This is a genomic window from Pseudoduganella sp. R-31 (assembly GCF_049913235.1).
GTDB lineage: Bacteria > Pseudomonadota > Gammaproteobacteria > Burkholderiales > Burkholderiaceae_D > Rugamonas.
This window is the reverse complement of sequence record NZ_CP183986.1, coordinates 2461223-2482561: the sequence shown is the minus strand read 5'-3', so window position 1 is coordinate 2482561 and position 21339 is coordinate 2461223. Positions and strand designations below refer to the sequence as shown.

Annotated in this window: 15 protein-coding genes, 2 tRNA genes, 2 rRNA genes and 1 riboswitch; of the genes, 4 read left to right on the top strand and 15 right to left on the bottom strand. The window is 60.3% G+C overall.

Translation table 11 applies throughout. The annotated features are described in order from the left end of the window. Positions 1 to 10 precede the first annotated feature (10 nt). Positions 11 to 1534: a tryptophan halogenase family protein gene (locus ACN9MY_RS11315; RefSeq protein ID WP_426337342.1), complete on the top strand. Its 1524-nt coding sequence runs from the start codon at positions 11 to 13 to the stop codon at positions 1532 to 1534. Here the strand turns inward: ACN9MY_RS11315 and ACN9MY_RS11310 are convergent. The 8 genes from ACN9MY_RS11310 to ACN9MY_RS11275 form a co-directional block, all read right to left on the bottom strand. Then, positions 1492 to 2757, bottom strand: a complete 1266-nt coding sequence (locus ACN9MY_RS11310; protein WP_426337341.1) for a sugar MFS transporter — start codon at positions 2755 to 2757, stop codon at positions 1492 to 1494. The two genes, ACN9MY_RS11315 and ACN9MY_RS11310, sit on opposite strands and share 43 nt — an antisense overlap. Next, positions 2758 to 5238 (bottom strand): glycoside hydrolase family 3 N-terminal domain-containing protein, encoded by a 2481-nt coding sequence (locus ACN9MY_RS11305; protein ID WP_426337340.1) that lies wholly within the window; start codon positions 5236 to 5238, stop codon positions 2758 to 2760. 11 nt (positions 5239 to 5249) lie between these two features. Continuing rightward, positions 5250 to 6617, bottom strand: a complete 1368-nt coding sequence (locus ACN9MY_RS11300; RefSeq protein ID WP_426322434.1) for a GH1 family beta-glucosidase — start codon at positions 6615 to 6617, stop codon at positions 5250 to 5252. An 81-nt stretch (positions 6618 to 6698) separates the two neighbouring features. Beyond that, positions 6699 to 7730: a LacI family DNA-binding transcriptional regulator gene (locus ACN9MY_RS11295; protein WP_426322432.1), complete on the bottom strand. Its 1032-nt coding sequence runs from the start codon at positions 7728 to 7730 to the stop codon at positions 6699 to 6701. Positions 7731 to 7746: 16 nt separating this feature from the next. Further along, entirely contained in the window at positions 7747 to 8841 is a 1095-nt protein-coding gene (locus ACN9MY_RS11290; protein WP_426322430.1) for an ABC transporter ATP-binding protein, read from the bottom strand. 4 nt (positions 8842 to 8845) lie between these two features. Beyond that, the gene (locus ACN9MY_RS11285) at positions 8846 to 9691 is read right to left on the bottom strand and encodes a carbohydrate ABC transporter permease (RefSeq protein WP_426322428.1); all 846 of its coding nucleotides are present in this window, start codon (positions 9689 to 9691) and stop codon (positions 8846 to 8848) included. Further along, the gene (locus ACN9MY_RS11280; RefSeq protein WP_426323727.1) at positions 9688 to 10506 is read right to left on the bottom strand and encodes a carbohydrate ABC transporter permease; all 819 of its coding nucleotides are present in this window, start codon (positions 10504 to 10506) and stop codon (positions 9688 to 9690) included. Before ACN9MY_RS11280 ends, ACN9MY_RS11285 begins: the two co-directional genes overlap by 4 nt. A gap of 15 nt (positions 10507 to 10521) precedes the next feature. Beyond that, positions 10522 to 11745: an ABC transporter substrate-binding protein gene (locus tag ACN9MY_RS11275; protein ID WP_426322426.1), complete on the bottom strand. Its 1224-nt coding sequence runs from the start codon at positions 11743 to 11745 to the stop codon at positions 10522 to 10524. 169 nt (positions 11746 to 11914) lie between these two features. Next, a riboswitch (glycine riboswitch) is annotated at positions 11915 to 12009 on the top strand. Between the two features lie 155 nt (positions 12010 to 12164). Here ACN9MY_RS11275 and ACN9MY_RS11270 point away from each other — a divergent pair. Both ACN9MY_RS11270 and ACN9MY_RS11265 read left to right on the top strand, forming a co-directional pair. Then, positions 12165 to 12809 carry a hypothetical protein gene (locus ACN9MY_RS11270; protein WP_426170680.1) on the top strand — a complete coding sequence of 215 codons (645 nt, stop codon included), beginning with the start codon at positions 12165 to 12167 and terminating at the stop codon, positions 12807 to 12809. 12 nt (positions 12810 to 12821) lie between these two features. Beyond that, entirely contained in the window at positions 12822 to 13403 is a 582-nt protein-coding gene (locus ACN9MY_RS11265) for a C39 family peptidase (protein ID WP_426170679.1), read from the top strand. 41 nt (positions 13404 to 13444) lie between these two features. Here ACN9MY_RS11265 and ACN9MY_RS11260 read toward each other — a convergent pair whose 3' ends face one another. The 3 genes from ACN9MY_RS11260 to ACN9MY_RS11250 all read right to left on the bottom strand — a co-directional run bounded on the left by ACN9MY_RS11260 (position 13445) and on the right by ACN9MY_RS11250 (position 16913). Beyond that, positions 13445 to 14578: a tetratricopeptide repeat protein gene (locus tag ACN9MY_RS11260; RefSeq protein ID WP_426337339.1), complete on the bottom strand. Its 1134-nt coding sequence runs from the start codon at positions 14576 to 14578 to the stop codon at positions 13445 to 13447. Positions 14579 to 14689: 111 nt separating this feature from the next. Further along, entirely contained in the window at positions 14690 to 15889 is a 1200-nt protein-coding gene (locus ACN9MY_RS11255; protein ID WP_426337338.1) for a sensor histidine kinase, read from the bottom strand. 19 nt (positions 15890 to 15908) lie between these two features. Beyond that, on the bottom strand, positions 15909 to 16913 hold the full coding sequence (locus tag ACN9MY_RS11250; protein WP_426337337.1) for a formylglycine-generating enzyme family protein: 1005 nt from the start codon (positions 16911 to 16913) through the stop codon (positions 15909 to 15911). 112 nt (positions 16914 to 17025) lie between these two features. Here ACN9MY_RS11250 and ACN9MY_RS11245 point away from each other — a divergent pair, with 112 nt between their 5' ends. Then, positions 17026 to 17799: a LytR/AlgR family response regulator transcription factor gene (locus tag ACN9MY_RS11245; RefSeq protein WP_426170673.1), complete on the top strand. Its 774-nt coding sequence runs from the start codon at positions 17026 to 17028 to the stop codon at positions 17797 to 17799. Positions 17800 to 17867: 68 nt separating this feature from the next. Here the strand turns inward: ACN9MY_RS11245 and rrf are convergent. The 4 genes from rrf to ACN9MY_RS11225 form a co-directional block, all read right to left on the bottom strand. Then, positions 17868 to 17980, bottom strand: a 5S ribosomal RNA gene (gene rrf, locus ACN9MY_RS11240). Positions 17981 to 18065: 85 nt separating this feature from the next. Beyond that, positions 18066 to 20937: ribosomal RNA gene (locus ACN9MY_RS11235) — 23S ribosomal RNA — on the bottom strand. 178 nt (positions 20938 to 21115) lie between these two features. Further along, positions 21116 to 21191, bottom strand: a tRNA-Ala gene (locus ACN9MY_RS11230). Positions 21192 to 21198: 7 nt separating this feature from the next. After that, positions 21199 to 21275 (bottom strand) — tRNA-Ile (locus tag ACN9MY_RS11225). Positions 21276 to 21339: the final 64 nt, after the last annotated feature.

The following is a 21339-nucleotide window of genomic DNA, read 5'->3' as shown; positions in this document are numbered from 1 at the left end:
GGAGACCGAAGTGAGAGACGAACAGTTCCTGCGCCGCCCAGTGCGGCGCGTTGTCATTGCAGGCGGCGGCACTGCAGGCTGGATGGTTGCAGCGGCGATTTCCCGCAACCTTGGCAAGGTCCTCGACATCAAGCTGGTGGAGTCCGACGAAATCGGCACCGTCGGCGTTGGCGAGGCGACCATCCCCAGCCTGTTGAATTTCCATCGTCTGCTGGAGATCAATGAACAGGAATTCATGGCCGCCACCAGGGCCACCTTCAAACTTGGAATCAGCTTCGAGAGCTGGCGCAACGTACATGAAGACTACATTCATTCCTTCGGCGTGACCGGCACCGATCATTGGACCGCCGGCTTCAATCATTTCTGGCGCAAGGGGCGCGAACGAAAACTGGCCGGCGACTATGGCGACTACTGCATCGAGCTGAAAGCGGCACAGCTGAACCGCTTTGGCCACCTGCCGCGCGAAGGCATCAACTACGCGTACCATCTTGATGCCGGCGCCTACGCACGCTTCCTGCGCAAATATTCGGAAGGCTACGGCGCCCAACGGATCGAGGGAAAAATTGCCAGGGTCCATACCGACGGCGCGATCGGCCATATCACGGCGCTGCAACTCGATTCCGGCGCCATGCTGGAAGGCGACCTGTTTATCGATTGCACCGGCTTCCGGGCGTTGCTGATCGGCGAAACCCTGGGCGCGGCATTGGAAGACTGGTCGCAATGGCTGCACAACGACAGCGCGATCGCTGTACAGACTTCCTCGACGGGGGCAGCCGTGCCCTATACCCGGGCCATCGCCCACGAATGGGGCTGGCAATGGCGCATCCCGCTGCAGCATCGCGTCGGCAATGGCATCGTCTACTCCAGCAAATTCGCCGACGACGATACCGCACGCGCCAAGCTCATGTCGAACATCGTCGGCGAACAACTGGTGCAGCCACGCCTGATCCGCTTCAAGCCTGGCCAGCGCCGCAAGGTGTGGAGCAAGAACTGCATCGCTATCGGCCTTGCCGGCGGCTTCCTCGAGCCGCTTGAATCGACCAGCATCCACCTGATCCAGCGCAGCGTCGTCCGCCTGCTGCAGATGTTCCCTTCCGCGGGCATTTTCCAGTCCGAGGTCGACGAATACAACAAACAAGCCTGGGACGAGATCGCACATATCCGCGACTTCATCATCCTGCACTACAAGGCAACGAACCGCCGCGATGCACCTTTCTGGCGTCATTGCGCCGAGATGGAGGTGCCCCCATCCCTGCAGCAGCGTATTGACATGTTCCGCGACACGGGCCGCGTGTTCCGCCTGTCGAACGAACTGTTCGCCGAAAACTCATGGGTCCAGGTGATGCTGGGCCAGGGCATCATGCCGCTCCAGCACCACCCTTCCGCGGACCTGATGGGAGATGCGGAGCTGTCCTATTTCCTCGACAGCATCCGCAACAATGTGGCGCGTACCGTAGCGCAGCTGCCGCCGCACCAGCAGTACGTGGAAAACTACTGCGCCGCGTACATGGAAGAATACCTGGCGCCGAAGTAAAGAATGAAGGTGTAGCAGGCGGCCGGCAGCATGAAGGACGCCTGCACACCGATCGAATCGGCCAGCGCGCCTTGCGCAAACGGCACCAGCGCACCGCCGACAATGGCCATGCACAGGATTCCCGACCCCTGCCCCGTGTACTTGCCGAGCCCATGCAGCGCCATGCTGAAGATGGTCGGGAACATGATCGAGTTGCACAATCCAACCGCCAGGATCGCCCACTTCGCCGCGCTGCCTTTGCCGAACACCCCCGCCAGCACCAGCGCAATCGCCAGCAAGGAATTGAAGGCCAGCGTCTTGCCCGGGCTGACAACCCGCATCACAGCGAAGCCGATAAACCTGCCCACCATGGCGCCGCCCCAGTAAATGCTGACGTAGCGCGACGCCTCGGCATGCGACAAGCCGGCAATATGCGGCTCCCCGAGGAAATTGATCAGGAAGCTGCCGATGCTGACTTCCGCGCCCACGTACAGGAAGATGCCGATGGCGCCGAGCACCAGATGGCGATGCGCCCACGCGGAACCTTGCCCGTCCCCCGGCTGCGCCAGATCATCGCTGGCGGCGACCCGAGGCAGCCTGGCGGCATGGAACAGGACGGCCAGCAGCACCAGCGCAGCAGTCAGGCCAAGGTAAGGACCGCGCACCGTCGCCGCATCCGCTGCCGCGCCGGCGGCCGCGCCAACGGCCGACAGGATCAGCAAGCCTCCGACTGCCGGGCCGATCGTGGTGCCGAGCGAATTGAAGGCCTGAGTCATTGTCAACCGGCTCGACGCCGTGCGCGCCGCGCCCAGTACCGTCACGTAGGGGTTGGCGGCCACCTGCAGGACGGTGATGCCCGATGCCAGCACAAAGAAAGCAAACAGGAACAGGCCATATCCGCCGAACGATGCGGGATAGAACAGCGCGCAGCCGCAGGCGGCGATCAGCAGGCCGGCCACCGCGCCTTTCTGGTAGCCGATGCGGCGAATCAGCGCGCCGGCGGGCATCGATACGATGAAATAGGCGCCAAAGAAGCAGAACTGCACCAGCATTGCCTGGACATAGGTCAGCGTATAGATCGACTTCAGGTGCGGGATCAGGACGTCGTTCAGGGAAGTGATCAGGCCCCACATGTAGAACAGGATGGTGACGATCACCAGGGCACCGGTGTTGCCGCCGTCCTGCCGGGCGCCGGCCGCCTCCTGCTGCGTGGCGGGGGATGAGTTGGGAGCGATGCTTGCCATTCAGTTCTCCTGTCCCAGTTCTTCGCAAGGTATCGCGTCGGCAGCTGTAGCTGCGCCGCCAGCGATTTCGATATTGGCAATGGCCACGGCGAACGGCGCCCCGGCGCTGATGGCGAACGGTGCATCCATGCGCTCCAGCTGCAGGCCCCGGGCCGTGAAGCAGGCCAGAGGCAGCTTGACTGACTGCTTGCCCTTGCCCGCAATGCGGGTGAACAGCCGGGTCGCATCCAATGCGGTGTCCTGCATCGCCAGCATGACTTTTCCCTGCGGCGCGGCAGCGACGATCGCATCAAATTGCAGTGCGCCATCACGCATGGCGGCGGCAGGCAATACGATAGGCTTTGCGCCGCGCGCAACGAGGGCGGCGCCGGTCGGGGCGCCGGCCGACCATGTCACCAGCTTGGCGTCCTGCTGCGTGTTCACCTGCGCTGTCTGCACCGTGATGCCGGGCAGGCGGAACGTCGCGTTCAGGTCCGCGCCCAGCGCGATTTGCTCGCCGCCGCTGCGGATCACGAGAGGGAAGCTGGCGCGGTCGGCCTGGCCGTGCACTGGCACGCTATTGCTCGATCCACAGCCGCCAGGAGCATAGGAAGCATCCAGCTTGCCCAGCTTGGAACGCTGCGCCTTGCGCAAGCCGTAGTTCAATGCGAACAGCGACGCATAGCCGGCCTGGCCAAAGTTCAACGGCGTCTGGCATGCCGCTCCGGGCCAGGAAAAGGATAGCCTGCCACGGAAGTCATAGCTGCGCGGGCCAGCCACCAGCAAATCGGACACGCCCTTGCCTTCGGTACCCGGCAGCCATGCCGCGATAAAGGTATCGGAAAGGTTGAGCAGGTCGTTCACGAACAGCGGGCGGCCGGCAACAAATACGGTAATCACCGGCTTGCCCCTGCCCGCCACCGCTTCCAGGACCGCAAGGTCTTCCGGATACCGGCTGCTGTGGCGCAACGTGCCCGACGGTCCGATGTCGCCATCGCCTTCCGCGTACGGGCGCTCACCGACGACCGCGATCACTGCATCGAAGCGCGACAGGTCGACGCCTTGCGCATCCACGCTGAAATCCACGTTGCCCTCTCCCGCCGCTGCGCGGATGCCGGCCAGGATGCTATCGGCATTCGGGAAATCGGCATTGGTATTATCGGTCCCCTGCCAGGTCAACGACCAGCCGCCGGCCTGGTTCGCGATATTGTCGGCGCTCTTTCCGACCACCAGGATCTTCTTGCCGCGCGCCAGCGGCAGCGCCGGTCCTTCGTTCTTCAGCAGCACCAGCGTCTCCCGCACGGCGCGGCGTGCCAGCTCCCGGTCCTGCAGGGCAGCGTCCAGGCCGGCATGGGCGTTCTGCGAAGGACTCTTTCCGAACAGGCCCGCACGCAGCTTGACGCGCAGGATGCGTGTCACGGCATCGTCAATGCGGGACATCTGTATCTCTCCCGCCTTCACCTGTGCGATGGTGTTGGCAATGAAGGCTTTCCAGTCGTCCGGCACCATGATCATGTCGATGCCGGCATTGATCGCCTGCGGACAGCTATCGTTACGGCAGCCTGGCACTTCGGCGATGCCGTTCCAGTCGCTTACAACGAATCCGTCAAAGCCCATCCTGGTCTTCAGCACATCGGTCAGCATCTCGCGGCTGCCGTGCATTTTCACCCCGTTCCAGCTATTGAACGAGGCCATGACTGTCTGCGCCCCTTCCGCCAGTGCCGGCCCATAGCCTGCACCGTGGATATTGACCATGTCCGCCGGCGATACCTTGGTATTGCCGCGATCCTTGCCCTGGTCGGTGCCGCCGTCGCCGACAAAATGCTTGGCGCTGGCCAGCACGTTGGCATCGGACCTGAATCGCCCCTGCAGGCCTTTCACGTATTGCCCGGCATATTGCGCCACCAGCCTGCCATCTTCCGAAAAGCTTTCATAGGTACGCCCCCAGCGGTCGTCGCGCACTACCGCGACAGTCGGGCCGAAGACCCAGGCGATGCCGGTTGCGCGCACGGCCTTGCCCGTAGCCGCGCCGATCTCGTAGGCGAGCCCGGGATCATGCGCCGCACCGAGGCCGATATTGTGCGGATACAAGGTAGCGCCGAACACATTGCTATTGCCGTGCATTGCATCGATGCCCCACACTACCGGCACCTTGACTGCCATGTCGGTGGCCATCGATGCGTCATGGTATTTCTGCGCCAGGTCCAGCCACTCAGCCGCCTTGGCACGCTTGTTCCCATTGGGCCAGCTACCGCCGCCATTGAGCACCGAGCCGAGGTAGTAGCGCCGCACGTCATCCGGCGTGGTGGCCTTGATTTCGGACTGTGTCATTTGCCCGATCTTTTGCTCCAGCGTCATCTTGCCGACAATATCGGCGACGCGCTTCTCAAGCGCCGGGTCGCGCTTGATTGCGCTGCTTGCGTGCGGCCAGTCGGCCAGCGGCGCAGCCGCTGCCGGTAGCGCCATTGCAAGCGCCGCGACCAGCATTGAAACCTGCTTCATCCTGCCTCCTTTTATGGCTGTTGCAGGAAGGCGCGATACCACTTGCCGCTTTCCTTCAGCTTTCGTTCTTGTGTTGTGTAATCGATGTGGACCAGGCCGAAACGGCGCAGGTAGCCTTCAGCCCACTCAAAATTGTCAACCAGGCTCCAGGCAAAATAGCCCTTCACCGGCACTCCGGCCGCTATCGCATCCTTCATGGCGCCCAGGTGGCGCGCCAGGTAACGGCGGCGGCCAAAGTCGGCCACGCTGCCATCGGCCAGCACTTCGTCGTCATAACAGGAGCCATTCTCGGTGATGTACAACTCCTTCGGCGCGTAATCGGCATGGATGCGGCCAAGCAGCTCGCTCATACCTTCCGGCGCCACTTCCCAGCCCATCGCAGTGGTCTCCGCACCGGCTGGAGGCGGCAGCACGCGCGCATCCAGCGGCTCGTGGCCGGGCGCGTCGGCAACCGTTTCCGGAAAATAGTAGTTCACGCCCATGAAGTCGGTCGCCACCGCGATCGCCTCCATATCGCCCTCGTGCACCATCGGTGCCGCCACCCCAAACCGCTCCAGCGCTGCCGCCGGGTAGCCGCGGCCATGCAGTGGGTCGAGGAACCAGCGGTAACGCAGGCCATCGTGGCGTTCGCATGCCGCGCGATCTTCTTCGCTGGAGCTGGCGGCGCGCAGCGGATGCAGGCTGAGGGAGATGCCTACGCGTGCCCCAGGCACGTTTTCGCGGATCAAGGGTACCGCCTTGCCATGCGAAAGCAGCACGTGGTGGCAAACCTGCAGCGCGGTGCCGAAATCAGTCACCCCTGGCGCATGCAGGCCTTCGAAATTGCCCAGGATGGCGGTGCACCAGGGCTCGTTGTGCGTAATCCAGTGCTGCACGCGGTCGCCCAGGCGGCGCGTTACAGCGTCCACGAACTCGAGGTAGCGCCGCACCGTGTCGCGTTCGGCCCAGCCCCCACGGTCCTGCAAGTACTGCGGCAAGTCCCAGTGGTAGAGGGTGGCCCAGGGCTGGAGGCCGCGTTCCAGCATGCCGTCCACCAGGCGCGAATAGAAGTCCAGTCCCTTCCGGTTGGGTTCCTCGCCCAAACCGGAGACGATGCGCGGCCAGGCAATCGAAAAGCGGTAGGCGTTCAAGCCCATGTCGCGGGCGATGTCCAGATCCTCCGGCCAGCGGTGATAGTGATCGCAGGCCACCAGGCCGCTGGAGCCGTCGCGCACCTTGCCGGGCGTGGCGGCAAAGCGGTCCCAGATTGATTCGGCCCGACCATCTTCCCTGCCGGCCCCCTCGATCTGGTATGACGAGGTGGCGCAGCCCCAAAGAAAATCGCGGGCGAAGTCGCTGCGCGCCGGGGCGCCTGGTTCAATCTGGTCTGGAGTAGTCATGTTCAATAGTGTACAGGAATTGGAAAGGTTTCCATATCTAGTCGAAAAAAAAGGGCGCACGCGCCCTTCTACTGGTTCAGTTCATGCAGCGGCCTGGCGCTTGGCGCTTGCCGCCTTGGCCAGGGACGCACGCAGCGTTACCGTCACGGGGAAGCTGCGCGTAACCGTGCGCCGCAAGTCGTAACAGCGGTTGAGCAAGGCGCTCAGGCCATTCATGGTCATTTCGCGCCATGGCATGTGGACGGTAGTCAGGCGTGGCGCAGAAAACTCCGCGCTTGGCGTATCGTCGTAAGCAATGACGGACAGGTCGACCGGAACGCGGATGCCCGCCTCCTGGAAATAGGACAGCGCTCCGACCGCCATTTCATCGTTGGCGCAGAACAGGGCTGTGCAGCGGTGCCCCGACTCCACCAGCTCCTTGGCCGCCGCCCAGCCGCCAGCCGGCGAAAAGTCGCTCTCGGCGACCCACATGCGGCTGGTGTCGATGCCGCCGTCCTGCAGTTCCTCCATGAAGCCATCGATCCGCTCCACGTTGTCGGCCAGGCGCGACGGTCCGGCCACCACGGCGATATCGCGGTGCTTGTGGTCCAGAAGCGCGCGTGCCGCGAGCCGGCCGCCAAGTTTGTGGTCCACGGTGAAGCACTGGTCGGGAATGCTGGCCAGGCTGTGGTTCAGCACCACGATCCGGCCCTGCTGCGTACCCAGCGCCTCGATATCTTCGTCCTGCAAGGCGCTGGTCATCACGATCAGGCCATCGCAGCCACGCTCCATCAGGAACTGGATGCCGTCCTTGGCCTGTTTGCGTTCGTCGCCCAGGCCGACGCCGAAAGCCACCACCATGTGCAGGCCGGCCGCCCGCAGTTCGGTATCGATGATCTGCAGGATCGGCGTGTAGAAGGTGCCGCTCAGGACCGGGATATACACACCGATCATCTGGCTGGTGCCGGTCAGCAGCGTGCGCGCCGCATGCGACGGCCGGAATCCCAGTTCGTCAATCGCCTTCTTCACCTTTTCAAGCGTGGCTGGGGACACCGAACCTTTGCCGCTGACTACACGGGAGGCGGTGCCCAGTCCTACACCCGCAAGGCGGGCTACGTCTTTGATAGTGGCCACTGGAATCCTTTTCTTCTTATAACGTCATCGCGAGCATACTTGAAGCGCCCGCCAAATCAAAGCGACTGCCGCTATCCGGATCGAACAGCGAAGCGCGTTGTGCATCAATCTCGAATGCGACCATGTCATCCGGCGCAATCGGGCGGCTGCCCTGCAAGATGCAGGAGAGCAGCTTGCCGCCGCAATCGAGCCATACTACGCGATGGCTTCCCATCGGCTCGACCAGCGTGACGCGCCCCTGCATCGGGCCGGCCAGCACCAGGGAAATATGTTCCGGACGGACGCCCAATACAGCCTTGCGCCCATCGCCAGTCCCGGCATGCTCGTCCATCGCCAAGCGCAGGCTGCCGCCCGCAAACGTGCCGGAGGCATCGACTTCGCCTTCAATGAAGTTCATGGCGGGCGCACCGAGGAAGCCGGCGACGAAGAGGTTTGCCGGCCGCTCGTACACATGGCCCGGCGTGCCGACCTGCTGGATCTGCCCCGCCCGCATGACGGCAATGCGGCTGGCCAGCGTCATGGCTTCCACCTGGTCGTGCGTCACGTAGATCATGGTGGCGCCCAGTTGCTGGTGCAGCAGCTTCAGCTCGCGCCGCAAATCGGTACGCAGCTTCGCATCGAGGTTGGAGAGCGGCTCGTCGAACAGGTAAACGCTGGCCTCGCGCACCAGCGCGCGGCCAATCGCCACTCGTTGCCGCTGCCCTCCCGAAAGTGCCGCCGGTTTACGGCCAAGCAGGTCGCCCAGGTGCAGCATGGCTGCCGCGCGGTCAACGCGGCGCCTGATTTCCTCCTTCGCCACACCCGCAATGCGCAGGCCGAACGACATGTTCTTTTCGACCGTCATGGTCGGATACAGGGCGTAGGACTGGAATACCATGCCGATCCCGCGATCGCTCGGATCCGTGCGCGACATGTCCTTGCCGCCGATCTCGATCGTGCCACCGCTGGCTTCCGTCAGCCCCGCAATGCTGTGCAACAAGGTCGACTTGCCGCAACCGGAGGGCCCGAGCAGGACCAGGAATTCGCCCTCCTCCACCTCCAGATCCAGGCCCCGGATAATGGCGTTGCCGCCAAGGCTAATGTCCAGCTTTTTAAGACTTACGTTCGACATCCGTTCAACCTTTCACAGCGCCGGCAGCGATGCCGCGCACGAACCAGCGGCCCGACAGGAAATAAATCGTCAAGGGCACCAGTGCCGTCAGGATCGTGGCCGCCATATTGACGTTGTAAAGACGCGTGCCTGTCGTCGTATTGATCACATTGTTCAACTGCACCGTCATTGGCAAGTTGTCGCGCCCGGCAAAAACCAGGCCCAGGATATAGTCGTTCCATACGCCGGTAAGCTGCATGATCGCCGCCACTACCAGCATAGGTACCGACAAGGGCAGCATCACGTGCCAGAAGATGCGCCAGAAACCGCCGCCATCGATACGCGCGGCATGGAACAGCTCCTGCGGCAGCGCCGCGTAGTAATTGCGGAACAGCAGCGTCAGCACCGGCATGCCGAACACCAGGTGCACGATCACAATGGCCGGCAACGAACCAAAGACACCCAGGCCGGCCATCATGCGCACCAGCGGATAGATCATCACTTGTACCGGTACAAAGGCTCCCAGCAACAGGATGCCGAACAACAGATTCGCGCCGCGCGGCCGCCAGAAAGACAAGGCATAACCATTCAGCGCTCCCAGCGCAATCGGCAGCATCGTGCTTGGCACGGCGATACGCACCGAATTCCAGAACCCGCCCTGCACACCCTCGCAAGCCGCGCCGGTGCATGCCTCGCTCCAGGCAGCCCGCCAGGCGTCCAGTGTGGGCGCCAGCGGCAAGGCGAAAATATTCCCCAGCCGGATCTCGTCCATCGATTTCAGCGAAGTCGCCAGCATCACGTACAGCGGCAGCAGGAAGAACAGCGCCGCGCTGGCCAGGAAGGCGTAAAGCCCGATACGCGCCGCCTTCATGCCCTACCTCTCCTGCTGCGGGCATAAGCCCATGGCGCCAGCAGGGCCAGCACCGTCAGGAGCAACACCACCGCGCCGGCCGAGGCCAGGCCGATATTCGCGCGCAGGAACAGGTGATCCATGATGAATTTCGCCGGCACTTCGCTGGCCGTACCCGGGCCGCCCTGGGTCATCGACACGACGGCGTCGTATAACTTCACCACCATGGTCGCCAGCAGGATGAAAACGGTCGCCAGGGTTGGCGCCAGCATCGGCAGAATAATGGAAACATAGACGCGCCAGGCCGGAATGCCGTCCAGTCGCGCAGCCTTCCATATTTCCGGATCAACGCTGCGCAGGCCGGCCAGCATCAGCGCCATGACGAAACCTGATGCCTGCCACACCGACGCCAGCACCACCGTATAGAGCACCATGTCCTGGTCCACCAGCCAGTCAATCTCAACGCCCGGCATGCCGCCGGGCGTCAGGATCCACTGCCACACCAGCCCCGTCGCGACAAATGACATCGCATACGGGTACAGGAACAGGGTGCGCAGTGCACCCTCGCCGGCAACCTGCCGATCGATCGCGGCAGCCAGCAGAAAGCCGATCACCATGCAGGCCAGCACGAACAGCACGCCAAACAACGCCAGGTTGTGCAGCGACAGCAGCCAGCGCTCATTGTCGAACAGGCGCTCATACTGCGCCATGCCAACCAGCTTGCTGGTCGCGATGCTGCGCGAACTGGTGAGGGATACGTAGAACGTCCAGGCGAAGGAGCCGAGGTAGCCCACGCATACCGTCAGCAACATCGGCAACAGCGCCGCATAAGACATGGCTCGACGCACCGCTCAGTTCCTCAGCGCCGCAGCAAGCGCCTTCTGCGCCTTGTCAACCGTCATCGATGTGTTCCAGTACGCGGTCAGCGCGTCCTGGACTGCACCGTTCTGGTCGGGAGTCAGGTAGATTTCGGGCGCCCCGACCTGTCGATTGCGGTCGCGCATGATGGCGGCGCCCGCGCGGGCGCAGGCGTCGAGCTGGCTGGTATCGGCATCCACACGCGGAGGCACCGAGCCTTTGAGTTTGTTGAAGCTCACCTGTGTCGCAGGCGCCAGCAGCACTTTGGTCATCAGCTTCTGTGCCTGCTGCACTACCGCCTGCTCCGAACGAGGAAAGACGAAAGCGTCGCCCTGGATCAGGTACGGCGAATTCGCGCCAAGGCCCGCGATGCAGCCGTAATCGACGCCGGGCGCCATTTTTGCATTGCTGAATTCGCCCTTGGCCCAATCCCCCATGATCTGCATGCCCGCCTTGCCGCTAACCAGCATTGCGGTCGCGTCATTCCAGTTGCGGCCCGGTGACGCGGGATCGACATAGGATTGCAGGCGCTTGAAGGCCAGCAGCACTTTGCGCACCGGTTCGGAATTGATCGCACGCTGGTCGCGATCGCGCATCACTTGCAGGTAGAGCTGGCGCCCTCCCATGTTTGCCAGCAGCGATGCGAACAGAATGTGCTCCTGCCACGCCTGCCCGCCATGCGCCAGCGGCACCAGGCCCGCGGCCTTGAGTCTATCCAGCGCGGCAAAAAGTTCGTCGACGGTTGCAGGTTCTTTTGCGATGCCGGCCTTTTTGAAGGCGGCCCTGGAATACCAGATCCAGGTCTGCATGTGGATGTTCATCGGCATCGCGTAGTAATGGCCATCGATGCGGATGGTGTTGACGATCGGTTCCGGCAGCGTGGATTCCCAGCGCTCCTGGCGTGCGACATCATCCAGTTGCACCAGCATGTCCTGGTCCACTATATCGAGGAACTGCTTGGAAATATTGAACTGCGCTGCAGCAGGCGCCTTGCCGCCAACCATGCGATTGAGGGTCACCGCGCGAGCCTGCTCGCCACCGGCAATCGCCGTATCGATCCATGTGCCGCCGGCGGCACGATAGGCACTTGCGAGCTGCTTGACGGCAGCGGATTCACCGCCTGACGTCCACCAATGGATCACTTCTGCGCTTGGCCCGGCAGCCTGCGCGGAGGTGGCGCCGAACGCCATTGCACAAGCAAATAACTGCTTAAACATCCCGTCTCCTCTGTGTGCCGCTTATTTTTGGAAACGTTACCAATTTCCCAGGCGAGTGTCAATAGAATAACAGGAAAGTCCTTCTTGGCGAAAACGCAACGTGTATCGGAAAACGATTGAAATCGAATAAATCCCTGGGATATCCTGATTTCGCTGCCGGAGCATTCCGGTCGCGCGATCGGGAGAGTTTGTCCCACCCATGGACAACGCCGAAGGAGCAAGCCGCCCCCGGAATCTCTCAGGCCAAAGGACCGGTCGCGTGTTTTCACAACTCTGAAGAGCCGCCGGCAAGGGTAAGCGCCGGCGCACCGAAGGAGCAAGCAGGCCGCCAACGCCTGTGAAACTCTCAGGTCCAGCACAGAGGGGGCAATCACCTCGCACCTCAAGAACATCTGATCAACCTTCAGAGGAGTAGTCACATGCATACGCATCGACTCTGGCTGCGCATTGCCTGCGCAGCGATGTTGGCCGCCCCGTTCCTGGCAAAAGCAGACAACGGCGCGGCATTGCAGGCCGCCAAACGCGGACTCGTACAATTCGCCGAGCACCAGCAGGCGATTCGCCCCGGCAGCGCACCGGTCGACTTCCCGCTCGATATCACGGACGTGGGCGACTTGAAGCAAGCCACGGTCGGCCACGGTTTCGAGGTCTACACCGTCGACCCGAAAGACCTGCTGGCGCGCGGCGACCTGGCATCCCTAGCCAAGCCTACCGGCGAATGGCGCTTCGTCATTTCCCTGCACGGGAAGCCCATCGGACTGGCGACTGTCCAGCGTGTGAACGGCCGTTATGAAACCGTCGCCTATGGCGCCTCCATCCTCGCAAAAGACGTGGATGCTGCGATGGCGGTTCACGGCAACAGCGCGCGTTCCAACCTGCGCTTCATCCGCATCTACCAGGCCCGCGCCGACCTGCTGGAAGTGGACCACGCCAAGTTCGCGCCGCTGCACTCGGCTCGCGAATCGCTGCTGCTTCAGAAGAACGGCAACCAGCTGGTCGACGGCACGGAATTGCTGGAGCCATTGCGCGCCGCCGTCAAAGCCAACATTGAAGCATTTCGCTAAGGAGGACCGACTATGAAAATCGCAAAAATCGTGGCCGGTGCAGCGCTGGTGCTTGCCCTGCCCTCAGCCTTCGCGCAATGGCGTACCTTGAACGTCCCGCTGGTGACGCAGGAACACAGCCAGTGGTGCTGGGCAGGCTCCAGCAAAGCGGTCCTGAACTACTACAGCCGCACACCCAGCCAATGCCAGATCGTGAACTGGGCTTACGGCATCAACTACGCCTGCGGCAACAGCACCTTCAACTGGAACAGCTACGCCAACCGGCCGAACAATATGTACGGCACGTCCGGCAGCGTGCAGAACATCCTGTACAACTGGGGCGTGCCAAACACGGCGATCAACAACTACCTGTCGTGGAATTCGGTGGTGAATGAGATCAATGGCAACCGCCCCTTCGTGATCCGCTACGGCTGGACCAATGGCGGGGGGCATATCATGGTGGGACGCGGTTACGAAACCTACAACGGAACCAACTACATCTACATCATGAACCCGTGGCCAGGCGAAGGACAGACCTACCGCACCTTTGCATCGGCAGTCAGCGCCTATGACCACAATTGGACGCACACGCAACGCATGAACGTCAGCCCTTAAACTAAAAAGCCCGCCAGCAAACGCCTGGCGGGCTTTTCATGTCAGTTGCTGCCGCCCAGTTGTTCCAGCTTGGCGGCCCACTTCTTCGACTCGTCGACGTTACGGGCTGTGCCGACGCCATTCTCGAGCAGGTAGACCAGCTTGCGGATAGCAGTAATTTCCCCCTGCTCCGCTGCCTGGCGATAATAGGTTGCGGCCTGGATGTAGTCCTTTTTCACGCCTTGCCCCATCCAGTACATGCCAGCCAGCCTGACTTGCGCTTGCGCGCTTCCCAGCTTTGCCGCCTGCTGGTAGACCACCGCGGCTTGCGCCAGGTCGACCGGGCCGCCCTTGCCCAGGTCGAGCATGACGGCGAGGTTGGTGGCGGCATCCTTGTTGTCCTGTGCAGCAGCTTTGCTGAACCATGCGCGGGCCTGCGCCAGGTCCTGCGCAACGCCGTCGCCATTGGAATACAGCAGCCCCGCGTAGAACTGCGCCATCGCATGTCCCTGCGCGGCAGCTTTCAGGTACCACTCCAGCGCCTGGGCAGGGTCCTTTGGCACCGTATTACCGGTGTGATAGGCCACTGCAAGGTCGTACTGGGCGTTGGCATCTCCGGTCACGGCGCGCTTGCGGATTGGCGCAAGAGGACCGGCCGCCTGGCGCTCCATTGCTGCGATCAGGTCCAGCGCCTCCTGTGCACTCTTGCTGCCGGCGGCGGCTGCCTTCTGGTACCACTGCTTTGCCTGCGCCTGGTCGGCTGGGACTCCCCGGCCTTCGAAATACATGCCTGCCACCTGCTCGATCGCTGCAACATCATTCTGTTCGATCGCCTTGCGCAGCAAGGCCAGTGCACCGGCGCCGTCCTGCTTGATGCTGCGGCCAGCGGCCATCAGGCCAGCCAGTTGGCGCATCGCAGGTACGCTGCCCTGGTCGACAGCGCGCGAGTACCACTTCACAGCCTCGACATCGTTCTGGTCGGTACCCTGTCCGCGCTCGTACATCATGCCCAAGTTGAACTGTACGTTCGGGTCATTGCTGCGTGTGGCTTGCTCAAAAAACCCTCGGAAAGCGCGCGCGTAATTGCCTTTTGCGTACTCTTCATTAGGGGTGCGGGAAAATGCCTGCGCATGTGCAAAATGCACGGGGAAGTGCAGACAAGCCAGGAGTGCTACGTACCGGAACTTCAACGCCATATTATGTTTCTGCTAGGTGGAAAATGAAAATTATATGAATTTTCCATTAAGCAACATAATATAAATGAAAACTTTGATGCTTTTCCACAACAAAGTCCCGCTGGCACATGGCTAGCGGGATTTTCCAATAAGAGCCTGACGATAGCCCGCTTTCACAGCGGTTTCAGCGCTATCTTGTTTAAACGCCTGGCTGCCGGAGTAAGGCAAGGTAAGCGATGACCGTGTTCCCTCTTCCAGCGCGGCCAACTCCAGCGAGGCTTGTGCGCCGTAGCGGGTGTGCAAACGCGCCCGGATATTCGCCAGGGCAACACCGCTGCCCAGTCGCGCCGGACGCCGCGAATGATGTAATCCAAGCCCATCGTCGTCGATTCGAATATTCAGTTGCCCGTCCTTGACGTCGGCAAACAGGCGCACCGTGCCACCCTCCAGCTTCGGCTCGAGCCCGTGGTGCACGGCGTTCTCCACCAGCGGCTGCAGCAGCAGCGGCGGCAGCACCGCCTTGCGCGCTTGTTCGCTCACGTCGATCGAGAAGCGCAACCGGTCTCCCATCCGGATCTGCATCAATTGCAGATAATTGTGTGCAGTCTCCAGCTCGACGTCCAGCGTGCTGTCGCTCGCCCGCATCTGGCCGAGGCTGGCGCGCAGATAGTCGGTAAACGATTCAAGCATCAACTGCGCGCGCGGCGCATCGATGGCAATCAGGCTTTGTACATTGGCCAGGGTATTGAACAGGAAGTGCGGCTCGATCTGCGCCTGCAACATGCGCAATTGCGATTCGGCCGCCTGCTGCGCCAACGCATTCTCCTTCGCCCGCAGCAGCCACCAGATCCAGTTCGCTGCCACAATGAAAAGCGCAAAGATCAAGAACTTGAGCTGGACCAAGGGGACACCAGACAACTTGTTCCAAAGGTTGAGACTGTATGGATACCCCAATAGCACGTAGCCCAGGCGCACGCCCACTGCCATGCCTGCGATCAACAGCACACTCACGACTGCTGCCGCGCGCCAGTCCGGCCGGGCCGACAGCGCGTCGAGCTTCGCGCCTGGCAGCAACAGTTCGAAGCCGCGCAGCATGAACATCATTGTGCATGCCGCACACAGTCCGAGCAGCAGATTGGTGCGTAACGACGAGGCCATCCAGCCCTGGGCATCGCTGCCCATCAAGAAGACCGACAGCCCCATCAATGCCATTGCAACGCTGAGCCCCAGGACGCTCCCCACCAGCAACCGCGCCCACCACGGATCGACGCGCTCCTTCTTCAGGACCAGGAAGGTGCGCAGCGTATATTTCAGGGTTTGTATGATCGTCATGGGGCGACAGTGTAACGGCTCAGTTCCTGGGCGGCTTGATTTCCGCAAGAGCGCTGCGCCGTTCGCGCTCGATGCGCTGTGCCTGCGCCAGCTCCACTTCGAATGCGCTTGGCTTATCGCTAGAAGCCTGCCCCCCTCCCAAGTCTTCGGCGATGCGGAAGCCCTCTAAGCCACCGATGAAATCAGGCGCCGTGAAGCCGCGCATCGAGGCGTGGAAACCGCGCCAGTGCCAAGTGCCGCCGCGCAGTCCGCGCGCCTTGCAGGCTCCGTTCACCCAGGCACTGCCATCCTTCGGCGCACCGTTATAATCATCGTGTTCGCAGTCTTGCAGGAATTCGGCGACATTTCCAAGCGTATCGTACAGCCCGAAGGCATTCGGTTCGTACATGCCGACGATACTGGCGTACTCGGCTTTGTCGTCGCACGGAATGACGCCGACGTGGTTCATTGACTCCAGCCCGAAGTCGCGCCGGATCGCAGCCTCGGCCGAGCGGTCGCCTAGATTGCCATAGCGGCACGCCTGGGCTTCGTCGTTGCCAAAGAAGTAGCGCTGGGTGCTGCCAGCGCGATGCGCGTATTCCCATTCAGCCTCGGTCGGCAAGCGATACTTCTTGCCGGTTTCCTTGGCCAGCCATTTGACATAGGCGTCGGCGCCGTTCCAGCCAATGCAGGTTGCCGGTTCGAACTTGCTCATCGACTGCAGCGTGGTGGCCACAGGATATTCTCCCGGAATGCTGAGAAACCAACTCCTCGACGCCATTTGTGTGCACATGCGCGGGGTGCGGTAATTGGTGGCCTCAACAAAACGCTGGAATTCAGCGGCAGTGACTTCATACTTCCCCAACCTGAACGACTTGATGGCCACCGCATGCACCGGCTGCGAGTTGGCCTTGCGATCGCTTCCCATCATGAACTCGCCGGCCTTGATGGTGACCATCGGCGGTTCGATCGGCATGACCTTGTCGGTCGCGAAAGCGGGCACTGCCCAAAGCAAGGCGGACATCAGGACGATATTTTTTGGCATTGCATTCCTTCTTCGTTGGTTGAGATGAAAGAAGGATTCCAGAACCCGCACGCGACGCCACGCGCTAAGCGACGAATCGACAATCGAGCCGACGAGTGGCTACAATGCCGCCATGACTTCTAAACTGGATACGCAATCGCCATGGCGCGCCTTGATCGCCGATGACGAGGCGCACCTGGCGCAGTACTTGTGCAGCCAGTTGGCATTGCTATGGCCCGAGCTCGAGATCGTGCATGTCGCGCGCAATGGCATTGAAGCTGCCGAACGTATCGCTGCGCTCGCGCCCGACCTGGCGTTCCTGGATATACAGATGCCGGGCATGAACGGGCTCGAGGTGGCTCAGGGAATCGAAGGACCAACGCGCGTGGTGTTCGTGACCGCTTATGATGAATACGCGGTCGAGGCGTTTGATCACGCGGCACTGGACTATGTTCTCAAGCCGCTCAAGAACGAAAGGCTGGCACGTACGCTGGAGCGGATCAAGGCGGCGCGCGCCTCCGTGCAACCCGACGCGCGCCTGGCCGATGCTCTGGCACGCCTGATGGCGCCGCCCCAGCAACCGCGCCTGCGCTACATCCGCGCGGCGCGCGGCGAACTGACATCGCAGGTGGCGGTCGACGACATCATGTTCTTCCATGCCGACGACAAGTACACGGTGGTCACCACCGCCGCCGGCGAGCACCTGATCCGTACCACCATCACCGACCTCGCATCACAGCTCGATCCGAACCAGTTCTGGCAAGTCCACCGCTCCACCCTGATTAACCTGGCTTTCGTGGAAGGCACCCGGCGCGACGAGGCCAGCCGCCTGTTCGTACGCATGAAAGGGCAAGCGAAGGAACTGCCGGTCAGCCGTGCGTTCGTACACTTGTTCAAGGCGATGTAGCTGATTCTCCTGCTCGGAAAAGCAAAAAGGCCCGCTAGCTTATGCTTAGCGGGCCTCTTCTAATAAGAGCCTGACGATAACCTACTTTCACACTGGTTGCAGCACTATCATCGGCGCAGAGTCGTTTCACGGTCCTGTTCGGGATGGGAAGGGGTGGGACCGACTTGCTATGGTCATCAGGCATGACTTGTCAACAATCGTGGAAGAAGTAAGGTTGGGGTAGTGTTTCTCAAACACGGTAAGTGCTACATAACCGTCAAGGTTATAGGGACAAGCCGTACGGGCAATTAGTATCAGTTAGCTTAATGCATTACTGCACTTCCACACCTGACCTATCAACGTCCTGGTCTCGAACGACCCTTCAAGGAGCTCAAGGCTCCGGGAAATCTCATCTTAAGGCAAGTTTCCCGCTTAGATGCTTTCAGCGGTTATCTCTTCCGAACTTAGCTACCCGGCAATGCCACTGGCGTGACAACCGGTACACCAGAGGTTCGTCCACTCCGGTCCTCTCGTACTAGGAGCAGCCCCCTTCAAATTTCCAACGCCCACGGCAGATAGGGACCAAACTGTCTCACGACGTTTTAAACCCAGCTCACGTACCACTTTAAATGGCGAACAGCCATACCCTTGGGACCGGCTACAGCCCCAGGATGTGATGAGCCGACATCGAGGTGCCAAACTCCCCCGTCGATATGAACTCTTGGGAGGAATCAGCCTGTTATCCCCAGAGTACCTTTTATCCGTTGAGCGATGGCCCTTCCATACAGAACCACCGGATCACTATGTCCTACTTTCGTACCTGCTCGACTTGTCGGTCTCGCAGTTAAGCACGCTTATGCCATTGCACTATTAGCACGATGTCCGACCGTACCTAGCGTACCTTCGAACTCCTCCGTTACCGTTTGGGAGGAGACCGCCCCAGTCAAACTGCCTACCATGCACTGTCCCCGATCCGGATCACGGACCAAGGTTAGAACCTCAAACAAACCAGGGTGGTATTTCAAGGATGGCTCCATAGGAACTGGCGTCCCTACTTCAAAGCCTCCCACCTATCCTACACAGATTGGTTCAAAGTCCAATGCAAAGCTACAGTAAAGGTTCATGGGGTCTTTCCGTCTAGCCGCGGGTAGATTGCATCATCACAAACACTTCAACTTCGCTGAGTCTCGGGAGGAGACAGTGTGGCCATCGTTACGCCATTCGTGCAGGTCGGAACTTACCCGACAAGGAATTTCGCTACCTTAGGACCGTTATAGTTACGGCCGCCGTTTACTGGGACTTCAATCAAGAGCTTGCACCCCATCATTTAATCTTCCAGCACCGGGCAGGCGTCACACCCTATACGTCCACTTTCGTGTTTGCAGAGTGCTGTGTTTTTATTAAACAGTCGCAGCCACCAGTTTATTGCAACCTTTTCGCCCTTCCACAGTAAAGTGGTCAAGCTACCGAGGCGTACCTTATCCCGAAGTTACGGTACCAATTTGCCGAGTTCCTTCTCCCGAGTTCTCTCAAGCGCCTTAGAATACTCATCTCGCCCACCTGTGTCGGTTTGCGGTACGGTCTCGTATGACTGAAGCTTAGAGGCTTTTCTTGGAACCACTTCCGATTGCTTCGCGAACAAGTTCGCTCGTCCCAGTCCCTTGAATTACGCGCCCGGATTTGCCTAAGCGCCTTCTATGAACCAGGAACTGCCTATTCCAACAGGCAGACAACCTTCCGCGATCCGTCCCCCCATCGCATCATACGACGGTGCAGGAATATTAACCTGCTTCCCATCAGCTACGCATCTCTGCCTCGCCTTAGGGGCCGACTCACCCTGCTCCGATGAACGTTGAACAGGAAACCTTGGGCTTACGGCGTGCGGGCTTTTCACCCGCATTATCGCTACTCATGTCAGCATTCGCACTTCTGATACCTCCAGCATCCTTTACAAGACACCTTCGCAGGCTTACAGAACGCTCTCCTACCATATCCTTGCGGATATCCGCAGCTTCGGTGACTGGCTTAGCCCCGTTACATCTTCCGCGCAGGACGACTCGATCAGTGAGCTATTACGCTTTCTTTAAATGATGGCTGCTTCTAAGCCAACATCCTGACTGTTTTAGCCTTCCCACTTCGTTTTCCACTTAGCCAATCTTTGGGACCTTAGCTGGCGGTCTGGGTTGTTTCCCTCTTGACACCGGACGTTAGCACCCGATGTCTGTCTCCCAAGCTCGCACTCAACGGTATTCGGAGTTTGCAATGGTTTGGTAAGTCGCGATGACCCCCTAGCCATAACAGTGCTCTACCCCCGTCGGTGATACTTGAGGCACTACCTAAATAGTTTTCGGAGAGAACCAGCTATTTCCAAGTTTGTTTAGCCTTTCACCCCTATCCACAGCTCATCCCCTAATTTTTCAACATTAGTGGGTTCGGTCCTCCAGTGCGTGTTACCGCACCTTCAACCTGGCCATGGATAGATCACTTGGTTTCGGGTCTACACCCAGCGACTGGCGCCCTGTTCGGACTCGATTTCTCTACGGCTCCCCTATCTGGTTAACCTCGCCACTGAATGTAAGTCGCTGACCCATTATACAAAAGGTACGCCGTCACCCCTTACGAGGCTCCGACTGTTTGTATGCACACGGTTTCAGGATCTATTTCACTCCCCTCCCGGGGTTCTTTTCGCCTTTCCCTCACGGTACTGGTTCACTATCGGTCGATTACGAGTATTTAGCCTTGGAGGATGGTCCCCCCATGTTCAGACAGGATTTCTCGTGTCCCGCCCTACTTGTCGTACGCTTAGTACCACCGCTTGGATTTCATGTACGGGGCTATCACCCGCTATGGCCAGAGTTTCCAATCTGTTCCATTATCCAAACGACTATCACGTACAGGCTCTTCCCATTTCGCTCGCCACTACTTTGGGAATCTCGGTTGATTTCTTTTCCTGCAGCTACTTAGATGTTTCAGTTCGCCGCGTTCGCTTCACACACCTATGTATTCAGTGAGTGATGACCTATAAGGCCGGGTTTCCCCATTCGGAAATCTTCGGATCAAAGCTTGTTTGTCAGCTCCCCGAAGCTTATCGCAGACTTCTACGTCCTTCATCGCCTGTAATCGCCAAGGCATCCGCCATGTGCACTTATTCACTTGTCCCTATAACCTTGACGGCTACAGGTTCAAGCACTTACTACTGTGTTTGATGAGTTTTACTACTACCCTAAGTAATATCTTTCGATATCGCTTAATAAAACTTTTACTTCTTCCAGATTGTTAAAGAACGATGAACATTTAAGCGTTCAAACCTAAGCGGCTACGCTTACGTTTGAAAACTTGGTGGAGGATGACGGGATCGAACCGACGACCCCCTGCTTGCAAAGCAGGTGCTCTCCCAGCTGAGCTAATCCCCCATTGGTTTGGTAGGGCTGGTTGGGCTCGAACCAACGACCCCCGCGTTATCAACACGGTGCTCTAACCAGCTGAGCTACAGCCCCAACATTGCTGTTCTTCGTATTACAACAGTCGATAAGTGTGAACGTTTGAGTCTGATGCCGACTC

Bases quoted from the DNA above. Each gene is read 5' to 3' on its own strand.
- ACN9MY_RS11310 (WP_426337341.1), bottom strand. From the start codon at position 2,757: ATGGCAAGCATCGCTCCCAACTCATCCCCCGCCACGCAGCAGGAGGCG.
- ACN9MY_RS11305 (WP_426337340.1), bottom strand. From the start codon at position 5,238: ATGAAGCAGGTTTCAATGCTGGTCGCGGCGCTTGCAATGGCGCTACCG.
- ACN9MY_RS11300 (WP_426322434.1), bottom strand. From the start codon at position 6,617: ATGACTACTCCAGACCAGATTGAACCAGGCGCCCCGGCGCGCAGCGAC.
- ACN9MY_RS11290 (WP_426322430.1), bottom strand. From the start codon at position 8,841: ATGTCGAACGTAAGTCTTAAAAAGCTGGACATTAGCCTTGGCGGCAAC.
- ACN9MY_RS11285 (WP_426322428.1), bottom strand. From the start codon at position 9,691: ATGAAGGCGGCGCGTATCGGGCTTTACGCCTTCCTGGCCAGCGCGGCG.
- ACN9MY_RS11280 (WP_426323727.1), bottom strand. From the start codon at position 10,506: ATGTCTTATGCGGCGCTGTTGCCGATGTTGCTGACGGTATGCGTGGGC.
- ACN9MY_RS11275 (WP_426322426.1), bottom strand. From the start codon at position 11,745: ATGTTTAAGCAGTTATTTGCTTGTGCAATGGCGTTCGGCGCCACCTCC.
- ACN9MY_RS11270 (WP_426170680.1), top strand. From the start codon at position 12,165: ATGCATACGCATCGACTCTGGCTGCGCATTGCCTGCGCAGCGATGTTG.
- ACN9MY_RS11265 (WP_426170679.1), top strand. From the start codon at position 12,822: ATGAAAATCGCAAAAATCGTGGCCGGTGCAGCGCTGGTGCTTGCCCTG.
- ACN9MY_RS11260 (WP_426337339.1), bottom strand. From the start codon at position 14,578: ATGGCGTTGAAGTTCCGGTACGTAGCACTCCTGGCTTGTCTGCACTTC.
- ACN9MY_RS11255 (WP_426337338.1), bottom strand. From the start codon at position 15,889: ATGACGATCATACAAACCCTGAAATATACGCTGCGCACCTTCCTGGTC.
- ACN9MY_RS11250 (WP_426337337.1), bottom strand. From the start codon at position 16,913: ATGCCAAAAAATATCGTCCTGATGTCCGCCTTGCTTTGGGCAGTGCCC.
- ACN9MY_RS11245 (WP_426170673.1), top strand. From the start codon at position 17,026: ATGACTTCTAAACTGGATACGCAATCGCCATGGCGCGCCTTGATCGCC.